This is a genomic window from Ruegeria sp. CDSA246 (assembly GCF_059611225.1).
In genome coordinates, this window is the sequence record NZ_JBXWPD010000003.1 from 201,679 (window position 1) to 219,920 (window position 18,242).

An 18,242-nucleotide genomic window follows, 5' to 3' on the forward strand; every position below is an offset into this window, starting at 1 on the left:
CCGCGACGGGCCGGTTCCCGTCAGGGGTGCCGAATTTGACACAACCCTCAGCAAACACTTACTGGCAGATCACACACGAACCGGTCAGATCACTCCTGCGCTAAGGGCATGTCAGCATTCGTTTCGACCCCACTGCGCAAAACGCTGAAACGGGCCTGCGGCTGGTTTTCGGAAACAAGTTTGGCCAACAAAACATCAAGGCTGTCCGAGCCATCAATGCCAGTTCCCGAATTTGTCTCTGCGACCAGGACATCCCCTTCCTGCAAGCTGCCTGTCGCCTCGGGTGGAACCGAGCTCAGGACTGTTTTCCATCCCGCACCGTCTTTGTTCTGAATTGTGAAAACGTAGCCATTTTCCAGGCCGAGCACGCGCATCGCGGGCAGTGCCAACAATCCGTTCTGAGGGCGGGTTTCACCCAATGTGCGATACCGGGCAGAAACGCGGATGTAGCCGTCCGGGTCCACCTTCAGATCGTTCAACACCTGAGCGGCAAAAGTCGTATCCGCCTGCACCGGTGTGCCATTCAGAGTAAAGATCGTGGCGCCGCGCTTGACCCACTCACCCACAATCGACGCGTCCATATCCTGGTCAACACCGGTTATCGCAATCACGTTGCCGGTCGAAGCCCGGCGGCGTGATGTCTGAAACGGGATGTCTACGTCCCAGTGAGAGAATGCGATCTGCTGTTCTGCCAGGTTCACCGGTTCCGCCGGAACAAGCGGCGTCGGCTCAACGGTCGCGGCTTCGGCCGTTTCCGTCGCCGCAGCTTCTTCCTGCTCCGTGGCGACCGGGTCTTCTTGCGCTTGCTCGATAGGCTCTGGAGTGGATGCGACTTCGGCCTGCGTGGGCTCAGTTGGTTCTGGTGCCGGCTCCACTTCGGCTGCGGTCACTTGCTCGACCGGTTCCTGCTCAGTTGTTTCGACTGCGGCGGTTTCTTCCGCCGGTTCCGCCACCACGGGTGTTTGGGTCGATGCGGTGTCCTCGACCGGAGTTTCCTCTCCGGACATCAGGAAGAACCCGCCTGCCGCCAAAGCGGCGACCACGGCCACACCCGCAACAATTTTGCCTGCACCACTGGATCCGCTTTTGACCACTGTATCCACCGCGACCGGAGCTTCATCCTTCGATGTGAACGTAGCGAGCCCGTCGTCGTTCTTGTCCTCATTGCCCAGTGCAATGTCAGTGTTTCCGGCAAGCAATGCGGTGACAACGGCTTCGGCGTTTTCGCTTTCAGCCTTGATCCTGGCTTTCTCTTCTTCTTCGTCTTTTTGGTCCATCGCCACGATCACCGACACCGGCCGATAGTCAAAGCTGTCGAACATCACGCCGGGGCCGCGGAACATGCGTAGCCAATCTAATGCGGTCTGCAGGCGATCCGTTGCGTGAACTTCCATCGCCTTGTCAATGGCTTCCAGGAACCCATCGGGGTAGCCTTCGATACGCCCTGCCAGCGGTGTGTAGGGGTCCGTCTGACCGTTGTTGAATGCGTTCAGGCGGGTCTGACCGTCGATCGGACGTTCGCCGCTGATGGCGTGATACAGGGTCGCCGCAAGAACATAGAGGTCACTGCTTGGCCCTTGTTCCGCGCCGCGTACATAAAACTCATGCGGCGAATAGCCATCCTTGATAACCCGCAGGGTCATCAGCGCGGCGGACTGGTGCGCAGCCTGTTCACGCGCGGCGCCAAAGTCGATCAGCACCGGATCACCGTTTTCGTCGATCAGGATGTTGTCGGGCGAAATATCGCGGTGCAGCATGCCGCTTTGGTGTATGAAAGACACCGCTGACAGCATTTTTTCAGTGACCTGAACGATAAAGTCCGGACCAGCCTTGTTTTTGGAGTCTTCAACGTAGTCCAGCAGATCGCAGCCACGGATGAAATCCATCGCGATATAAGCGGTCTCGTTGTCTTCGAACACCTGATGAACGTCGACGATATTGGGGTGTACCAAGCGGGCGTGATTGCGTGCTTCGAGGATAAACAAGTCGATGATTGCGCGCAGATCGTCCTTGTAGTCCGGCTCGACCGGTTCAACCATATCGCCGTTACGACGGCAAAGGGCACCGGGATAGCACTCTTTGATCACAACTTCGCGTTCCAGACTGTCCCGCGCAAGATAGGTGATCCCAAATCCGCCATTGCTGATAAAGCGCAGGATCTCGTACTGCCCGCGCAACAGCTTGGCGCCTGGTTGAAGACCTTCAATTTTCGGTTCGTCGTGCGTCGCGCCGACGGCCTGGTTGTGGCTCATTTCTTTCCGCCCGTTCTAATCGTTTTGCGGCTTACTTAACTGGGCTTTCAGCCCGCGAACTCACAACCAAACACAACCGCAGGACACTCAAGTACGTTAGACGTTTCAAATTTGACTTTATTGGGGCCGCCTGATGGCTTCACTAAGAACCCAGCGCCAAGAAAATCCACATATGGTGCCATTGCGTGCGCGTGAATCTAAATGTTGATTTTTTACCGGTAAAACTTGCGGACTGAGTGCCTGTTTTTTGCGGATTGGTCACTAAATCCGAAACAATAAACGCGCAATTCTGAGGGCTTCGAATCGCTGCATTGCGGCTCAATTAAAACGGGTAGGCGTCAGGTTCCGGTTTTTGCCTGAACGGAATCGACGCGGCTGCCGGCCCAGGCGAGGTTGTCGCTTAGCTGGGCGAGGATGCTGATTGCGTCCTTCAGTGGCGCGTCACCGCTTTCGAATTGCAGCAGCAAAAGAAGATCGGTGGCCTTTTCAAACTCACCGGGGATCCAGTCGGCTTCAGTGGCGATTTCGCCTCCTTGCTCCAGACGCTCCGCAAAATCTTCGACGATTTCCTGACAACTGTTCAGGAATGCGGCCGGTTCTATATCTGATGTCTCGCGCAAGTCGTCATAGATGCTGGCAATTGCCGCCAGCCAGTCTTCAAGGATCGGGTTTTCAAGCGGGGGAAGGGCGGATTCCAACGTCGCATGAATCGACGGTGCTTCGACCTGCGCTGGTTCAGCTTCTGCGATGTCCAGGGTGGAGAGATACGGAAGAAACTCTTGCTCGATGTCATTTCGGGCAGCTTCCAAATCCTTCAAACGCCGCTCGGATGCGACTTGCAGGACCTGTTCGGCCAAATTTTGACCGCCACAGGTCTCCCACAGATCAAAATCAGGCTCGGGTTCTTGCGCCATGGCTTTGACCGCGACTGGTGTGCCGATAGGCACGACAGACCGGAAGAATTTACCTTTTCCTTTTTCCAATCGGTTCAGAACACGGTCCAGCGCGTCGCGGACCGGGGGGAGATCCGCGTGGGTTACGGCCAGCAAGCTATTCGAGCGCAACTCTTGCGGAACTTGTGCCCACAGGTGGCGCTCAGTCTCACGCCAGGCATTGGTTCCGTTCGTGCACCAGATGGCACAATCGACATAGGACAATAGGTCCAAAGTGGACTTGTAGGTGTCATCCAATGCGCCGGTTCCCGGCAGATCGAACAATGAGATCTCTTGCAGGGCAGGGGTATTCAGCCCAATCGAGATAAAGTCCGGGTCGTCTGCCGCGGCTTTTTCCAGTGCAATGCCGGAATAGACTTTGGGCTCTTTGTCCCACCAGCCAACGGTGGTTTCCGGTGCATCCGCATAGGCCACTATAACCAATGGCAATTTCAAGTGTTGAGGGCCGGTTGGCAGAATGTCCGCCCCGGCTAGCATGTTTGCGAGGCTGGATTTTCCGGCCCCGAATTCCCCGGCAAAACCGATGTTTACCGCATTCGAAAGCCGTTCGGCATGGAACAAGGCGCGCTCGCGCATCTTGTCCAGACCCGCCTCTGAAGGCAGGTTTTCGGTGGCGGTCAGGAAGCGTTCAAGCTTGCGTACTTCCTGTTCGGTTCCGGGAAATTCAATCATTCCGCAGCCTCTGCTAATTTCTTGTCGGCGCTATTGCCGCCAAATACCGCATCCAGATCATCTGCAACACGTTGTGCCTGATCGAATGCTGCCTGTGCTTCTGCACGAACATTGGTTTGGCCGGTTCCGGCGCGTTGTTCAAGATGTCCGGCCAACAAGGCCAGATAGTGATCAAGAACGGTGTTCAGACGCTCAAGCAGATCGGCGCGCGCCGTGTCCACCAGATCGTCCCCGATCATTTCGAATTCCTGAACGATCATCCGTTCGGCCCGAGCGACCACACTTTTACGCGAAATCAGACGGGACAGCCAACTGACGCGCAGTTCCACGGTAATGCCACGCGTCAGTGCGGTGGTATCCGGACGGAACCACCGAACCGCACTGGTATTCATCCGACTGTCGGTCGGGTCTTGCCAGCCGGGCAGGGCGCGAAGTGCGGCATTGCTGTTCATGTCGACCGCATAAAGCTCGCTGAGCATTCGCTGCCGCACCACCTGTGTCGCACCCTGAACCAGCTCGCGCATGCGGTCCCGCAGCGGCGAAAAGTTCAATTCAGTGTCACCGCCCTTGGCCAACAAAGGGGAATCGCCATTCGGTCCGCGGACAACGGCGGAGACGGCTTCGGATACAGTGTCATCCATGACGCCGCGAAGATTGGCCAACACATCATCCATATCGTCAATGATCTGTGTGGTTTTTTGCGAAACCAGCGCGCGCAGCTCGGCCAATGTTTTGTCGTTTTCGTCGCCGTCGGTAATGTCGGCGGAGTTTTCGTCGTCAATTACGCGCAGATGGGCCTTAGACCGTTCCAGCTCACCTTGCGCAAAACTGTTAAGGTGCTGCCAGGCCATCTTGAGCTGTTCGTCACGGGGCCCTTGGGTCAAGGCGTGCGTAACGTGGCGGCGCAGATCGGGTAGACCAGAGGCGATCATTGCGGCAAAGCGCAAAACGCCCTCACGGCTGATTGGGCCAGGGCCCTGTTTGATCTCTTCTACACCGTCCAGATATTGCTTCATCTGCTCGGGGTGGGCGCGCAGCCAAGCCAGAACGTGATCGTGGTTCACGCCGGTATCGTCACCAGTCAAGGCATAATGGGCCCATTGGGCGCTGCCCATCAGAACATCAATGTCCGAGTTGCCCAGGGCTTTTTCCAGGCCATCCAACACGTCCGTCCGGACTTTTCCAGCGTCTTCAGCGCCGCCGCCCAGTTCGTCCACGCGATTGATGAAGACGACGATCTGCCCCAGTTCCAGCGCCTGCATCAGGCGGAACAACTTAAGATCCGCACGGGACAGCGCCTGATGTGCGGACAATACAACAACAAAGAAATCGGATTCCTTGAGGTATTGGCGCGAGATTTCTTCGCGGATCAGCAGCGGGTCGTTGACGCCGGGCGTATCCGTGACCGTCAGCGGGAACGGAAAATGGCCAATGTCAAAGTAGACCTCGGCCTTGCGCGTGATGTCACTGTACAGTCCCCGATCTGAACCGGGGTCGTATTCTTCGCTGTCGGTCGGATCGTCACCCGCACAAACATAACGGGCCAGATCGTCCGAGTTCAGATGCTCCAGATCGTGATGCTGACCCAGCAACTGCTCATAGCTGTCGCCTAATCGCAGTTGTGCGCGGGTTTTCATCGCGTCGACCTGCTCTTCGATCATCTCGCGCTTATAGCTGTCCTCGTCGTCGGGGAACATGTTGCGCAGCTCTTCGCCCTCGGCGATCAGCGCCTGCCATTGACGGTTATCGAAGAAATGAAATTCGGCCCCTTGGGTCCGACCCGAGGGGTGACCGAAATGCATGTCGGTGATCACGGTCGTCCACGGATTAACATCCGAGGGCAGGTATTCGGCCTGCCCCGTAAACCCGTTGATAAGGCGGGACTTGCCAGCCTTGATTTGCCCGACAAATGCAATTGACGGTTTTAGATTTGAAAGGTCGCCGACAATACGCGAAATGAACTGGCGGGTCTCGTCATTGCTGACCCCGTTCATATCTTCGGCGATTCTTATTAACTCACGACGGTTATTTTCACTCATACTGTTACCCTGGGTACTTGCAATCACAGATTGAATTAGTCGAAAAATTGAATATTACGGGCGCGCTCATTCGGAACGCTTCGTCAGAGATGTCCACAGATTCACAATGGCGCCTAGCTTGCGCGCCTCGTGAACGACCATGGAAAATTCTTCGCCGTCGTTCAGGACGGCCAAACCAGAACCTTTACCGCCGGACGGACGCATGACGATCAATTGCGGATGATCCAGCGCCGCGGCTGCGTCATCATCCCAGCCCGACAGGTCATGCGCGAACTGCGCCAGCAAAGTTTCATCTGCATGTAATGGCTGATCTTCACTACAATCGCCGTCAGACTGAACCATTTCCCCGCCTTCAGCTTTGACCCGGATGCGACCAACAGCCAAACGCTGGCTGCCGAGATAGAACTGATTGGCCAAATCGCTGGCATCGTCTGTTGCTTCCACGTAATTTGCTGGCTCGGCTGTGTCCGGAACGACTGCTATGACGGGTTCAGCGGGCATTTCGATCATCGTGCAAGCACTAGCGATTTCGCTAAAAGTGATTCCGACATCGTCCGCTTCCAGCGTGGCGTCCGGCCGTAGGGATATCAGGCTGAGCGGTGCAGGCGCCGCGGCAATATCGGTTACCAGTTGCGCCAATTGCCCAGCCAGCGTATCGCGCTCTTCGGTTTCAAAATCAGGCGCAACGCCGGACCGGACACGAAAGACATCTGTAACCCGAGAGCTGTTGACCTCAATCGCGAGACAATCGCCATTGGCAGCCGTAAACTCCAACCGGCGCGGCAAAACAGTGCCACGGATGGACTGCAATACCTTTTCGCGGCGCTCAAGCGCAGTGTCACCAGCAAGCGCGACGGCTGGCTCCAGTCGGGCAACCGATGATCGCCCAATGTCCTCGAGCAAATCGAGTATGTTTGTATCCATCATGCCGTGACCCCCTCTGGTCCCGTCTAAACTGCGGCCGCGACGGGCCCCAGACTGAGATGCGATTTTGTCAGTGCCAACCCTACATTCGCGCTGTTGCGACAGATGTAGCAGACCACATGATCCGGATAGGCCTGCGTCCGCAAAAAAATGTTCAACCGATCCTTTGAAAACACCGCGATTTCCCCAAATCCCGGATTTTCGGTATCAGCATTACCCGATTTCCGCAGCAATGCTTCAAAAGCACCCACGCCGCCGCCCTGAAACAGGTTCGCCACTGCAAGCGCGAGACTGTCCAGCACTTCGGCGTCCTCTTGATCGCGGACACTGGTCCCCAATAACATCCCTGTTTCCATGTCGATATACCCGGCTGCGACGCAGTCGGGTATCGTTTCCATCGCAGATTTCAGTGCGGCTTCGATAGACATCGGGCTTCCCGTCCTTCTACCTTGATTTCACGTTATAAAACATGCCATTCAGCCCCGCCCTTGTTCCCGGCTTTCGGAAGCGTTGAAACGTCTTTTTTTGCGTCGCGGGCGCCGTGTTCAGCGGCGATCTTGTCGAACTCTACCAGGAAGGCCACAAAAACTTTTTTCAGGCCTTCGGAGTCTTCAGGAAGATCCTCACCAGCGGTGATCTCGCGCCACATCGCCGATGCGCTGAGTGTTGATCCGGCGTCCGCATTCAGCAATTTCTCAAGGGTTTCAGACTCAGGCTCGGCCTCGGACGTTCCGTTTGACATAGGCACGACCTGTGTTTCGATCAGGCCGCTGGTTTCGGGTTCCAGTTCGAACTCATCGGCCGTACCATCCGATTGCTCGGCGAGCAATGCAACGATTGACGACACAGATGTGTCAGCACGTTGCGCGTCTGCTTCGGTGTTTTCGGATACAGCATCTTCAGCTGCGTCAGCCAGCTTATCCTCAATCGACGCCAATAGGTGATCCTGACCATCGGAGCCGGTGTCAGGCTGATTTGCCTCGCCTTCACTCTCGACTTCCAGTTCCAAGGTCTCTTCTTCGTCGAAATCCTCGTCATCCAGTTCAAGAAACGCGTTTTCTTCCGAAGGGATCTCGGCAACATCGGCCAAATTCAGAGGCTGACTGGGCGTTTCCCGGAAGAAAGAACGCAGCTCGTCCTGATCGGTTTCGGTCTCAGGTTTGGTTTCTTCCGATATCGCGGTCATCTCAGCGCGCAACCGTTCAGCCTCATCCGCATCAATCCGGGGGGCACGTTCCGTATCGTTTGAGCGTGCTTCAACGCGGGCAGGGCGTACAGGAAAGCTTGTTACCACTTCGTCCTGCGCATTTTCGTCCTGAACGGGATTGACCAGCTTTAGTGGAGTGGGCTGTTCTGCGCTTTCAGTGGTTTTGCGTGGGGGGATCGGTTGGACACGTGGCCCATCAGCAAGGCTATTGTCGATCTGGTACCGCGCCAGCATGTCTGCGCGATTGTCCATGATCTGCTCGGTGATCTCAAGAAAGCTGTCTACCATCTTGCCGCCACCGCTGCGTCCCCACAGTTCGGCATCGCCGCTCTTGTCGCGGGCGGTGATCGCATCGCGAGCTGAGAACAAAATCGACCGGTTGAACAGATGCCCTGCCTCGCGGTTGACGCGGCGCAACACCTTTTGGCGGTCTTTCGGACCCAGTGTATCCGCACGTGTTACCAACAGCAGCGAGTTGTGCTGCAACCGTTCGGGCAGGGCGACCCAAGTCGCCCGCTCGGTCTCGCGCCAGGCTTGGGTTGCATGTGTGCACCACAGCACGCCATTGGCCTGACCTACGGCGCGACGCCAAACATCGGTTGAAATCTTGGGGTCCGAGATACCCGGCGTGTCGATCAGATCAACCGCTTCGAGGATATCGGATTCAAGAAAAATACGAATGAATTGGGCGTCGTTTACGCCGATCGATTCCAACGCATCCAGTTCAATATTCTCGCGCATACCATCATGGCGCTGCACATAGGCTGATTGCTTACCCCAGCTGAACCAGACCGGCGGTAACTGTGTGGCCGTCACCTGGGTTGGCAGCGCGTGCGACCGAAGCAGAAAGTTCATCAGCGTCGATTTGCCGGCGCTGAACTCTCCCATAAGGGCAAAGACCGGCTTGCGGCGGGACCACTGCTCGATGCGTTCCCATGCTTTGGGCGAGACGAAACGGGTTTGTGAGTCTTTTGCCATATCGCTACTTATGCTGCCTCGTTACTAAGATCTTTCAGGATGTCGCCCAGAATATCGTCACGCGATTTCTGTGGTGTCAGTCCTGCCATCAGAGCTGCGTTGCGGCTTGGGTCATTCTCGGCCGAGGCCGAAATGCTAAGCAACGTCTCTTTCTGCTCGCGCATGAAATCCGACAGGACGGCACGTACGTTTTCCAATACGGCTGCGACCTGATTTTCTTCGATATCCTTGGTGATCGAATTCGCCTCGGACGCGATCAGGCGCGTATAGTCGGCTGCATAAGCTTCGAACCCTTTGCGGCGCTGCCACCAGCGACGCCACCAGGTGCTTTGCAAGTCCAAAGCGATTGTTCGCCCAATTCCGAGTGGGGGTGGGACACGCGGAACAATGGGCGCTTCGATACTGAACTCACCCAGGTGGTTGCCCAGTATCTTCTGATAAAGCGTCTCAATATCTGCGGCCGCCGTATTGTACAGCGCACTTGCTTCTTTGCGCATCGACCGCGCAAAGCTGAAATATGCGGCCTTTTGCAAGGTGCGCAGCCCCGCTGGGTCATACTGCCATGTGCCTTGTTCGCCGTTCAGCTCAAGGTGGGCAATCAGCGAATCCGTTGCACGTTTGACAAAGTTCGATTCCGCTGAATTCAGTCGCTCCAACACCTTCGCACGCAGGGATGCGGTCAATTCGGCCGCTTTCTTTTCATATTGATCCGAGAGTGTGGCAATCGCTTCCTCTGGCGATACCCCGTCCAAATCACGCACAAGGCCTTCGCCGCCCGAAAGGGTCTTGGCAACGGCCGTGGCGCGGATTTGACTGGCGATATTGCGGGCGCGGTGACGGACGCGATCCAGCAACCGGGTGCCTGCGCCTTCGGCGATGCGTTCGTTCATGGCCAACAGCAAATCGGGCAAGCCGGACAGTGCCCAAATCTTGTCGAGCGAGGGTGCCTGATCGCCAAAACCGGCGGCCAGATAGAACGTGTTCAACGCCTCGCGGGATTCATCGGAAAGAATCTCAGGGTTGCCCGTCAACGCGGCCTCGGCCCACAAGGCGCTGCCAAAGACAACACTGGTATTGGCGTCGATATTGTTCTGTTTGAGTGTATCCTGAATGCGGTCGCGGATTTCCGGCACCTGATTGACCGGATCCGCCAATTCGTCAATTCGGTTCACAAACAGGATGATCTGCCGGTTTTCGAATTGCGCGATAATGCGCATCAGCGCCATGTCCATTGTCGTCAGCGCCTGGCTGGCAGCCAGAACAACAACGCAGACCTCAGATCCGCGCAAGCTGCGCAGGGTGATCTGTTCGCGGACCATAAAGGTATCGTTGACACCCGGCGTGTCGCACAGTTTGAGCGCAATCGGGTATTGCGGGATATCCATATACAGCTCTGCCGACTTCGTCACATCGGCGAACCGCCCGGTCTTGGGGTTGATGTCCGGGTCATCTTCGTCACCCAGACAGACATAGCGCTGGATCAGCTCTTCGTCGAAGTAATCATATTGATGGCTCTGCCCCAGAATCAGGTCGAAATGCTGGCCCAATCTGGATTCGGATTTAGCCTTCATCTCGCCGATTTGGCGGCGAATGTCATCCATCTCGTCATCGGCTCCGGCGCGGTTTGCCAACTCACCCAGGCGGCCGCCGCCGACCATCAGATTGTCCCATTCTTCCTGTTCAAAGAAGGTAAACTTGGCGCGTTTGTCGCCTTCGGTGCGGGTGTTGATGTTCAACGTGGTCACCACCGATGTCCACGGGTTTACATCCGATGGAAGCAGGGCAGGGCGCCCGGCCAGGATGTTCACGATCGAGGACTTACCAGCCTTGACCTGCCCGACCATTGTAACGCTGGCCGAGAAATTCTCCATCCGCGTCTTGAGCGTGGCAAGACGTGCGGACGAACGTGCATCCGCCACCTCTGTCAGTTGATCAATCTGTGCGGTCAGCGAGTTCATCGCTGACGTCATGGGCGTCAGTGCCTCATTGCCAACTGACAAAAGATGGTCGTTGCGCGCCATGTTCAGCCTCCGGTTCCTGTCGCGGCCAACGTGTCTGTCGGCGTGCTGGTCATGGTGTCGATTCGGGCGATCAGATTCAGGGCATTGCCCAGGATCGCAGCTTCGGCCCCCGGCGAAATCGATTCGAAGGTGTGGCAATCCGCCAGAACTTCGATCGAGCTAAATCGCTCGCTGTTTTCAAGGCGGGCAAGACGACGCCCGGTCGGAAAGCCCTCGGATTTGGTTTCGGGCAGCGGCATACGCGAGTTGGCTAGCAAATATCGCCGCCCGGAGCGGGTGCGCAACGAAACGCCAAACCCGGTGTTTGGATGGTCGCGGTTCAGGGATTTGAGTTCACCAAGAAAACTTTCACGCGCAAGGCCAACGGCTTCTTGCTCGGCAGCAGCGGAGTTCATCATATTGGTCACGTTTCAGACCCTTGTACTGGAGTTGAGCGAAAAAACTCGTACAGCGCCCGAAGGCAAAAAAGACTCATTAACTCCTACTGCTCATAAGTGACTTTCAAGGCGTTCTTATTTTGACGCGAATAAGATTTTTTGGCGTTTGAATTGTGGCGCAATTGTGTTTGGTAACATTTTTCAACCACAACCTACGGGCGTATTTTCGGCGTCAATGTGAACAGCGCCATTTATCGTTAGCAGCATTCAAGAGCAGAAAACTTGCAACGATGCGCACGTGTTGTATTTTTGGTAGTGCGTCTAGAGCACTGTTCATAAACAGTAATTACTCTATCTTTTGAAATCAACCTGACACCAAATCTACCCAGAGGACGTCTGTAAAATATATGTATGTTGCATTCGTCTTTGGGTTCTCATCATAGCCCGCCCTTAGATGAGGGGCATTTTACTCAACGTAAGATAGTTTTCTTCTTCTCACCAAAGGGACCTGAGTGTTGCTAAATACAAAACAATAAAATTAGTCAAACTTGCCCAAGTAATCTTTTCTCTCTACTCGTAGAACGCCAAAAATCAGGCTGCTTTCCTGCCGCGAACAGCAACACATGAGAATATCCCGCATCCCGCTTAGCGGCAGCGTCCGGCAGACACCATATGTGCACGACGGTCAGTTCAGAAGCATGTTGCGCCGATGTCATCAATAATCTTGCGCACAACTCAATTTTCCCTCTCGCACTCCGTGGCAAGCTTTGCTATTCACCCCGACATTCCGGCACCGAGTGCCTGGGTTGCGGGTGTGGCGAAATTGGTAGACGCACCAGATTTAGGTTCTGGCGCCGCAAGGCGTGGGGGTTCAAGTCCCTCCACCCGCACCATACCATTTCAGAGAATTTTCCCGTCCGGACCGCCTTTGCCGGCTTTCAGGCAATGACCAACGTTTCGTACGGGACAGCCGACTGGATTTTGACGTTTGAACAGTCGGGTCCGCTCGCCAAGCGAACGATTAGGTGACTGCATCCATAGTGAAAACACCGGCCTCTATGATTTGGAAATGCAGGTTACATGGCCTGCATTTCGGAACGCGCAGTCAGGAGAACAGGTAGTAGGTCGTTGGTGACGTGGCTAAAATAGCCAATGCAACGACAAGCCAAACCAAAACGCAAACCCAGTAGGTTCCCGGATTTTCAGCGCGGGTTACCCGTTCCCACAAGTAGGTCGAACCAAACACCAAGTCTCTGATAGCCCATAACAACAAGCCAAGCCCCACATAGAACCAAATATCCATAATTCCCTCGCGTGATGAGTTTGGCGCAACTTAGGTTGTCAAAAATGATTGCGCAATTGTGCATTGATCATTTTCGGCAATTGCTGACCAAAGAATTTGGTTAATTTCGGCCTTTCAGCGATCTCTTCACGTCCATAGCACGCGCTTGCGGACCCACAACGCCGCCACTATTGCCCGGCCAATCCCATCTGGCGCACGGCCAGGTCGCGCATTATCTCTTCGGATCCGCCGCCAATTGCCATTATTTTGATTTCGCGCCAGATCCGCTCGACCGGATTGCCCAGCATGTATGCGGCACCGCCAAAGATCTGCATCGCTTCGGAAGCAACAAATTGCAGTGACGTCGTGGCCTGAACCTTGGCCTTTGCAATTTCGGCGACTGGCATCAGGCCCTGTTCAATTGCCCAGCAGATCCGTTCGATATATGCCTCATTCATATCAATCCGGGCAGACATTTCTGCAAACTTGTGGCCAATGACCTGATGTTCGACCAGTCGCCTGCCGAATGTCTTGCGTTCCCGTGCCCAGTCCAGGGCACTATCGTAGCATAGTTTCATCATACCCAACGAAGCGGATGTCAGGCCAAGCCGTTCAAAGTTAAAGTTGTTCATGATTGCGATAAAGCCCCTGTTCTCAGGCCCCAACAGGGCAGTAGAATCCAGCTCGCAATCATCGAAATGCAGCGTCGCTTGCTGTGAACTGTGCCAACCCATCTTGCCACCCAACGGCGTGCGGCTGAACCCGGGCGCGTCATGAGGGACCAAAAACAATGAGATACCGGTCAGGCCCGGGCCGCCAGTGCGGGCGCCGATCACAAACCATTCGGCATCCATACCCCCGGTGATATAGGTCTTTTCCCCGTTCAGAATCCATCGGCCGCCTTTGCGCTCGGCACTTGTTTGAATATTGGCAACGTCCGACCCTGCGCCTGGTTCGGTGATCCCAAGGGCCGACATCATGCGCCCCGAGATGATCTCGGGCAGCACTTTCTGTTTGAACTCCTCGGAAGCAAATTTCGCAATTGGGCTGATGGAAATCGTACGTCCCCCAACGGCGGCTCCGATACCGGATGCCCCACAGCCGAACAGGATTTCACTATAATCATGGCGCATAAAGGCGTTGTCGAAACCTAGACCGCCGTATTCCTCATCGATCCCAAAGCCAAATACGCCGAACTCAGCAATTGCGGCATGCAGCTCCCACGGGACGCTGCGATCCGCCTCCCATTGCTCAATATGAGGTTTGATTTCGGCATCGACAAAACGCTGGAAATTTCCGCGGAAAGCTTCGCGTTCAGGGGCCATGAAAGGGGATGGCAGGGTCATTTGACCTCCTCAACGTCATTTTCGGGCAATACCTGAAGCTGGCTTTCCATCATGCGTGCGAAGCGATCCATCATCTGCGTAAGGTATTCTGGCGATGAAACGAATTTCTCATGCAACAACAAACCACGCAGGAAATTCCGGGCGATGCTCCACAACAATTCAGTGTCGTTACGGTCACCCGTTGCGCTGACATACCGGGCGGAGATCAGGGTGAGGTTCGACTTGTCCCAGTCTCTCAGGCTCTGTTCAAGCATGCCGAACAGTTCCGGATCGGTTCGGCAAGCAACCAGAATCTCGACTATGGCGCGCCCACCTGCGGAATTTACGATATTGGCCCAGGCAGACATAATCAGGTCATAGACGGGCTGAGGCGCGCGATCATGTGGCCAGAGCGGGTTTTGCGCATTGCCCAATAGTCGCATCGCGGTCGCTGCGACCAATGCCTGCTTCGTGGGGAAGTGATGCGTTATTGCCCCGCGTGAGATACCCGCCTTGGCTTGTACTTTGGCAAAAGTGGTCTCGGCATACCCAAGCTGATCCAGACAAGTGACCGTCGCATTGCTGATTTTGGCCTGCATATCTCGGGACCTTTGATCCTGGACTGAAGGTTTTTTTGGCATCGATTCCGTCATCTTCCGTCGCGTCGCAGTGGTAAATCTTCGTTGACCAAGGTGGTCAGTAAATCATAAAAACAGAACAGTCGGTCTGTAAACTGCGGATCGCACCCAAGCGGGAGAGACGTGGCGTGACACATTCTCTGCGGATCGGAGGAGCAAGTGGTTTTTGGGGGGATGCCCCTCATGCGACACAGCAATTGCTGCGTGCCCCGGGGCTCGATTTTCTGGTCTACGATTACCTCGCCGAAATCACCATGTCGATCATGGCCCGCGCCCGTCTTAAAGACCCCCAAAAGGGATATGCGGTGGATTTCGTCTCTGACGTTATGGCCAACAATTTAACCCAAATCGCCGAGCAAGGCGTCAAGGTCTTGTCAAATGCAGGCGGGGTCAACCCAGTTGCCTGTGCTGATGAATTACGTCGCAAATCTGCAGAGTTGGGATTGAACTTGAAAGTTGCAGTGGTCGAAGGCGACGACCTGCTGCCGCGTGTGGCTGAGTTTGTCGATCGGACTGAGATGTTTTCCGGTGCGCCGATGCCACCGATCGAAAAGATCGCCTCGGTGAATGCTTATATTGGGGCTGGGCCGATATTGGTGGCGCTGCACGGCGGTGCTGATATCGTCATCACAGGCCGCTGCGTCGACAGCGCTCTGACTTTAGCGGCGTGCATGTATCATTTTGGATGGCGGCCCGAAGACCACGACTTATTGGCTGCCGGGTCGCTTGCAGGGCATTTGATAGAATGTGGTCCGCAAGCCACCGGAGGCAATTTCACGGACTGGAAATTGGCAGGCGACATCGCCAAGATCGGCTATCCAATTGTCGAGGTAAACGCCGATGGCGGGCTGGTCCTGACCAAGCCGCAGGGCACAGCTGGATGTGTGACCCCGGCTTCGGTCTGCGAGCAGATGCTGTATGAGATCGGCGACCCGCAGTCCTATATTCTGCCTGACGTGATTTGCGACTTTTCCAATGTCAGGATTAAGCACTCCGAGCCAGACCATGTAACCGTTTTGGGTGCAAAAGGCCGCGCGCCGACCGGGCAGCTCAAAGTGTCCGCCACCTGGGCGGATGGCTATCGCGCGGGCATTACGATTCTGATCAACGGGCGTGAGGCACGACAAAAGGCGAAGGCTTTTGCCCAAGCGGGGTTGGATCGTGCGCGCGCTGTCCTCCACCAGATCGGTTCTCCCGACTATCGCGAGGTGTCGTTTGAAACCTTCGGAGGTCGGCCTGGCGACGGCGATTACGAAGAGATCTCGTTCAAGGCAGCCGTGAAACACGACGACCCCCGCGCGGTTGGCGTATTCCTGCGTGAGATGACCGGGTGCGCACTGGCCGCACCGCCGGGGTTGCACATCTTTACCGGAGGAGGACGGCCAAAACCCTCGCCAGTCGTTGCCCTGTTTTCCTTCTTGGTGCCAAACGACACGCTGACCTATTGCGTAACGATGGATGGGGACGATATCGCATACAATCCGCCAAAAACGCCCACTCAAGACCCGGAACCTGTCCCGGCAAAAGCCCCGGAAATAGCCGATGAAAAGGTGACCGAGTGGATCACATGCCCTTTGGAAGATTTGGCCTGTGCTAGATCTGGGGACAAAGGCGACACCGCAAACATTGGGGTCATTGTACGTCATGCTACCTTTTTGCCCTACATTTGGGCCGCGCTGACCGAAGCGACGCTGGCAGATGTTTTTTCTAACTACCTATCTGGCAGGGTCGAACGGTTCTTTCTTCCAGGAACGCTTTCCATGAACATTCTGCTGCACAATGCGCTGGGTGGCGGTGGCGTAGCCTCGTTGCGCAACGACGCGCAAGGCAAGAGTTATGCCCAGATATTGCTGGCCACACCGATCAGGATTCCTGCAGAGTTATCCTCATACACCGAGCGAGGAGAAATCTGATGGGTTTTGTCAGTAAAGTCGTCCGCGATTCTGGCAGCTTTGCCAAGAACCGAGCCGATATGCTGGCTCTTGTCGACGAGATGCGCGCGCTTGAAGCACGTCCTGTCGCCCTGTCAGAGAAACGGCGTGAACGGATGGAGGCCCGGGGGCAGATCACACCCCGTGACCGTTTGACCCAACTGTTGGATCCTGGAATGCCTTTTTTGCAGCTGCACGGGTTGGCGGGTTACTGCGTCGATACAGACGATCCTGATCAATCGGTTCCGGGCGCGTCATTGGTTATTGGCATCGGTTTCATCTCGGGCGTGCGCTGCATGATCATCGTCGACGATGCAGGGATCAAGGCCGGCGCGATGGTCGAGATGTCAGCTGCGGCCTTCCTGAGTGCGCAAGACATGGCTTTGAAACAGAACCTGCCTTTTGTGCATCTTGTCGAAAGCGCCGGTGCAAATCTTATGGAGTACAAGGTCGAATTCTGGGCCAATGGCGGCAAACTGTTCCGCAATCTGGCCCGCCATTCGGCCGCTGGCCTGCCCAACATCGCGGTACTGCATGGCCCGTCAACCGCCGGTGGGGCTTATATGCCAGGCCTTGCAGACTATGTTGTCGGCGTGAAGAACAATGGTATGGCCGCATTGGCCGGTGCAGCCTTGGTTCACGCGGCGACGGGCGAAAAGGCCAATGACCGCGATCTGGGCGGGTCCGAGATGCATGCCACCACATCCGGGCTGGTCGACTATCTGGCCGAGGATGATGCGCACGGTATCGAAATGGCCCGGAACGTGATGGCCCGGCTGGATTGGAACAAATCCTTGCCTGTGCGTCGCTGCAAAGACGTGCAGCCTCCGAAATATGATACGGATGAGATCGCAGGCCTTGTTCCAACCGATTATCGCGTTCCCTATGACGTTCGCGAGGTCGTGGCCCGCATTGTGGATGGCTCGGATTTTGAGGATTTCAAACCCGACTATTGCTCAGCGACTGTCTGTTTGCAGGCCACAATCAATGGTATCGCTGTGGGCATTCTTGGAAACAACGGGCCACTGGACCCTGCAGGCGCGAACAAAGCCGCGCAGTTTATTCAGCTATGTGGTCAGGCTGACACTCCCCTTATCTTTCTGAACAATATCACAGGTTTCATGGTCGGCACCCAATATGAACAAAGCGGCATGATCAAACATGGGGCCAAGATGATTCAGGCCGTTACATCTGTCGATGTGCCCAAGATCACGCTCTATGTCGGGGCAAGTTTCGGGGCGGGCAATTACGGGATGTGCGGCTACGCCTATGACCCGGACTTCCTGTTCGCCTGGCCCAATGCGGCAACGGGCGTGATGGGCGGCGAGCAAGCCGCCGGGACGATGGAACTGGTCGCGCGCGCAGGGTTCAAACGCAAAGGGATCGACCCCGACGAAGCCAAACTGTCTGCGCAGAAGGCAGCGATCACAGCGCATTTCACACGACAGGAAAATGCGTTTTATACCTCGGGCCGGTGTATCGATCATGGCGTCATTGACCCCCGCGACACGCGGCGCGTGCTGGGTTTTTGCCTTGAAACCTGCCTTGAGGGTCGCGCGCGAACGGTCAAACCCAGCTCGTACGGGGTGCACAGGTTTTGATCATACTGCATTACTCACCAAATCCACATCCAAGACAGATAG

13 protein-coding genes and 1 tRNA gene are annotated in these 18,242 nt (G+C 55.8%); 3 read left to right on the forward strand and 11 right to left on the reverse strand.

Annotation, left to right across the window (positions count from 1 at the left end):
- Positions 1-89 precede the first annotated feature (89 nt).
- The 8 genes from AC2FI9_RS05595 to AC2FI9_RS05630 form a co-directional block, all read right to left on the reverse strand.
- Entirely contained in the window at positions 90-2,252 is a 2,163-nt protein-coding gene (locus AC2FI9_RS05595) for a serine/threonine protein kinase (RefSeq protein ID WP_496766419.1), read from the reverse strand.
- Between the two features lie 338 nt (positions 2,253-2,590).
- Positions 2,591-3,877 carry a dynamin family protein gene (locus tag AC2FI9_RS05600; RefSeq protein ID WP_496766421.1) on the reverse strand — a complete coding sequence of 429 codons (1,287 nt, stop codon included), beginning with the start codon at positions 3,875-3,877 and terminating at the stop codon, positions 2,591-2,593.
- A complete protein-coding gene (locus AC2FI9_RS05605; protein WP_496766423.1) occupies positions 3,874-5,916 on the reverse strand; it encodes a dynamin family protein in 2,043 nt (680 codons plus the stop codon). Before AC2FI9_RS05605 ends, AC2FI9_RS05600 begins: the two co-directional genes overlap by 4 nt.
- A 66-nt stretch (positions 5,917-5,982) precedes the next feature.
- Complete coding sequence (locus AC2FI9_RS05610; protein WP_496766425.1) at positions 5,983-6,843, reverse strand: hypothetical protein; 861 nt, start codon at positions 6,841-6,843, stop codon at positions 5,983-5,985.
- 23 nt (positions 6,844-6,866) lie between these two features.
- The gene (locus AC2FI9_RS05615; RefSeq protein WP_058276616.1) at positions 6,867-7,268 is read right to left on the reverse strand and encodes a hypothetical protein; all 402 of its coding nucleotides are present in this window, start codon (positions 7,266-7,268) and stop codon (positions 6,867-6,869) included.
- 32 nt (positions 7,269-7,300) lie between these two features.
- On the reverse strand, positions 7,301-9,025 hold the full coding sequence (locus AC2FI9_RS05620; protein WP_496766427.1) for a dynamin family protein: 1,725 nt from the start codon (positions 9,023-9,025) through the stop codon (positions 7,301-7,303).
- Between the two features lie 8 nt (positions 9,026-9,033).
- Positions 9,034-11,046, reverse strand: coding sequence for a dynamin family protein (locus tag AC2FI9_RS05625; RefSeq protein WP_496766429.1), 2,013 nt, complete (start codon positions 11,044-11,046; stop codon positions 9,034-9,036).
- Positions 11,047-11,048: 2 nt separating this feature from the next.
- Complete coding sequence (locus AC2FI9_RS05630) at positions 11,049-11,444, reverse strand: hypothetical protein (RefSeq protein WP_174822482.1); 396 nt, start codon at positions 11,442-11,444, stop codon at positions 11,049-11,051.
- A gap of 787 nt (positions 11,445-12,231) precedes the next feature.
- Between AC2FI9_RS05630 and AC2FI9_RS05635 the strand changes: the two genes are divergently transcribed.
- Positions 12,232-12,316, forward strand: a tRNA-Leu gene (locus AC2FI9_RS05635).
- A 212-nt stretch (positions 12,317-12,528) separates the two neighbouring features.
- On the opposite strand, the gene AC2FI9_RS05640 is transcribed toward AC2FI9_RS05635, so the two are convergent.
- From AC2FI9_RS05640 to AC2FI9_RS05650, 3 genes are all read right to left on the reverse strand, one after another.
- Positions 12,529-12,726: a hypothetical protein gene (locus AC2FI9_RS05640; RefSeq protein WP_496724700.1), complete on the reverse strand. Its 198-nt coding sequence runs from the start codon at positions 12,724-12,726 to the stop codon at positions 12,529-12,531.
- Positions 12,727-12,893: 167 nt separating this feature from the next.
- A complete protein-coding gene (locus tag AC2FI9_RS05645) occupies positions 12,894-14,051 on the reverse strand; it encodes an acyl-CoA dehydrogenase family protein (RefSeq protein WP_496766431.1) in 1,158 nt (385 codons plus the stop codon).
- A complete protein-coding gene (locus AC2FI9_RS05650; protein ID WP_496766433.1) occupies positions 14,048-14,629 on the reverse strand; it encodes a TetR/AcrR family transcriptional regulator in 582 nt (193 codons plus the stop codon). Before AC2FI9_RS05650 ends, AC2FI9_RS05645 begins: the two co-directional genes overlap by 4 nt.
- Before the next feature lie 167 nt (positions 14,630-14,796).
- Between AC2FI9_RS05650 and AC2FI9_RS05655 the strand changes: the two genes are divergently transcribed.
- Entirely contained in the window at positions 14,797-16,581 is a 1,785-nt protein-coding gene (locus AC2FI9_RS05655) for an acyclic terpene utilization AtuA family protein (protein ID WP_496766435.1), read from the forward strand.
- A complete protein-coding gene (locus tag AC2FI9_RS05660) occupies positions 16,581-18,200 on the forward strand; it encodes an acyl-CoA carboxylase subunit beta (protein WP_496766437.1) in 1,620 nt (539 codons plus the stop codon). The genes AC2FI9_RS05655 and AC2FI9_RS05660 overlap by 1 nt, the downstream gene beginning before the upstream one ends.
- Positions 18,201-18,242: the final 42 nt, after the last annotated feature.

Bases quoted from the DNA above. Each gene is read 5' to 3' on its own strand.
- AC2FI9_RS05595 (WP_496766419.1), bottom strand. From the start codon at position 2,252: ATGAGCCACAACCAGGCCGTCGGCGCGACGCACGACGAACCGAAAATT.
- AC2FI9_RS05600 (WP_496766421.1), bottom strand. From the start codon at position 3,877: ATGATTGAATTTCCCGGAACCGAACAGGAAGTACGCAAGCTTGAACGC.
- AC2FI9_RS05605 (WP_496766423.1), bottom strand. From the start codon at position 5,916: ATGAGTGAAAATAACCGTCGTGAGTTAATAAGAATCGCCGAAGATATG.
- AC2FI9_RS05610 (WP_496766425.1), bottom strand. From the start codon at position 6,843: ATGATGGATACAAACATACTCGATTTGCTCGAGGACATTGGGCGATCA.
- AC2FI9_RS05615 (WP_058276616.1), bottom strand. From the start codon at position 7,268: ATGTCTATCGAAGCCGCACTGAAATCTGCGATGGAAACGATACCCGAC.
- AC2FI9_RS05620 (WP_496766427.1), bottom strand. From the start codon at position 9,025: ATGGCAAAAGACTCACAAACCCGTTTCGTCTCGCCCAAAGCATGGGAA.
- AC2FI9_RS05625 (WP_496766429.1), bottom strand. From the start codon at position 11,046: ATGGCGCGCAACGACCATCTTTTGTCAGTTGGCAATGAGGCACTGACG.
- AC2FI9_RS05630 (WP_174822482.1), bottom strand. From the start codon at position 11,444: ATGATGAACTCCGCTGCTGCCGAGCAAGAAGCCGTTGGCCTTGCGCGT.
- AC2FI9_RS05640 (WP_496724700.1), bottom strand. From the start codon at position 12,726: ATGGATATTTGGTTCTATGTGGGGCTTGGCTTGTTGTTATGGGCTATC.
- AC2FI9_RS05645 (WP_496766431.1), bottom strand. From the start codon at position 14,051: ATGACCCTGCCATCCCCTTTCATGGCCCCTGAACGCGAAGCTTTCCGC.
- AC2FI9_RS05650 (WP_496766433.1), bottom strand. From the start codon at position 14,629: ATGCAGGCCAAAATCAGCAATGCGACGGTCACTTGTCTGGATCAGCTT.
- AC2FI9_RS05660 (WP_496766437.1), top strand. From the start codon at position 16,581: ATGGGTTTTGTCAGTAAAGTCGTCCGCGATTCTGGCAGCTTTGCCAAG.